Origin of the sequence: Amycolatopsis rhizosphaerae, from assembly GCF_007713715.1 — a bacterium.
Taxonomy (GTDB): domain Bacteria; phylum Actinomycetota; class Actinomycetes; order Mycobacteriales; family Pseudonocardiaceae; genus Amycolatopsis_E; species Amycolatopsis_E rhizosphaerae.
Genome location: NZ_VJWX01000822.1, coordinates 1 through 1,534, shown reverse-complemented (window position 1 = coordinate 1,534; position 1,534 = coordinate 1). Strand labels below are relative to the sequence as shown.

Annotated in this window: 1 protein-coding gene; it reads right to left on the bottom strand. The window is 71.0% G+C overall.

From position 1 onward, the window contains the following. A partial coding sequence (locus FNH05_RS37170) for a type IV secretory system conjugative DNA transfer family protein (protein WP_186382940.1) occupies positions 1 to 1,484 on the bottom strand: 1,484 nt, incomplete at its 3' end. Between the last annotated feature and the right edge of the window lie 50 nt (positions 1,485 to 1,534).

Sequence of the window (1,534 nt, the reverse complement as noted above, 5' to 3'; positions counted from 1 at the left end):
GCGCCGGGAGCGGTGCCGACGTGCCGGCGCCGGGTGGCCCGCATCCGCTGTTCGGCCGTGAGGCCTGTCCGTCGTCGCGCAGCGGCCCGGAGTTGCTCGGCGCGGCCGGGGACCGGGGGCGGTAGCGGTTGCGTGGCGAGGGTGAACGGCGGGACGTCGTGCCCGTGGTGCACGGTGCGGGCCAGAACCTCGAACGCGGGGCGCCGGGCGAGATCACGGTCGTCGAAATAGGGTGCCACATGCCGAACCAATTTGGTCGCGTCATTCGGGGAAACGGTGAAGAAGATTTTGTTGCGCGCGTTGGCATCCACCGCTTCCCGCACATCGGCGGGGAGTTGCGCCAGATGCTGGTGCGCCAGCACCAGCGAGAGCCGGTAGCCCCGCGCCTCAGCAAGCGCGTCTTCCACCCCGATCGGCATATGCAGGAAGTTGTGGCACTCGTCGACCACGATTGTCGCGTCGCACCGATCGTCGGGGGCCAGGGCGGCGCGGCGGGTGGCGGCCGACCACAGACCGGACAGCAGCAGCGAGCCGACGAGTTGGGCGGCGTGCTCGCCGATCTCGCCTTTGGGTAGGCGGGCGATCAGAATGCCGCCGTCCAACACGTCGGTGAGGTTGATCGTCGAGCGGGCCGTGCCCAGCAAGTCGCGGGCGAACTGGCGAGAGAGCACCGACCGCAGGCGGGACAGCACCGGCCCGGCGAGTTGATTACGCTGCCCTGCGGACAGCGCGTCGTAGTTCTCCCAGAACCCGTCCAGCCCCTCCGGTTCCCCGTAGTCGGCGAGGATCGCGCGGCGGAATTCCGGCCGTGTCAGGACCGACACGACATCGGCCAGAGTGGAACCCGGTCGCCGGACCAACGTGAGGCAGGCGGCGCGCAGCACGTCGTCCATGCGCGGCCCCCACCAGGCCGCGTAGAGGTGGCGGAACACGCCGACCACGTTCTCGGCCGCCCACTCCCGCCCGGTCTCGCTCTCTCGCCGCGCGGTCTCGCCGTCTCGCCGTGCCGTCTCGGGGTCTCGCTGGGCGGTCTCGCCGTCTCGTCCGCTTGCCCCGCTGGGGCCACCAAGTGGTGCGAGCACGTTCCACGCCGGGGGCGCTTCGGTTTCGGCGGGGTCGAGGATGACCAGCCGATCACCGGCCGATGCGGGAAGCCGGTCGAGCACGTTGCGGGCCAGATCGCCTTGGCAGTCCAACAAGACGACACCGCGGCCAGCGCCGGCTTCGGCGAGCACGTGGTTGGCCAGCCAGGTGGACTTGCCCACGCCAGTCACCCCTTGGACGTGGATGTGGTGGCGCGCGTCCGCGACCCGCAGCGCGATTCCTTGGAGTGGACCGTCGTTGGCGATGCCCAACGGCTTCGGCGCCTGCCGGGCGGGATGCTCGGCAGGAACCAGCCGCAACCGTGGCAACCGGCGGCGAAGGGCAGACGTTCCGGCGGGGTCACCGGTGCTGACGTCGGGGTGGTGTTCAGGCTGCGGCATCGTCGCCTCCATCGAGGTCCTCCGGGCGAGGGCGGGGGTTGAAGCGGGGC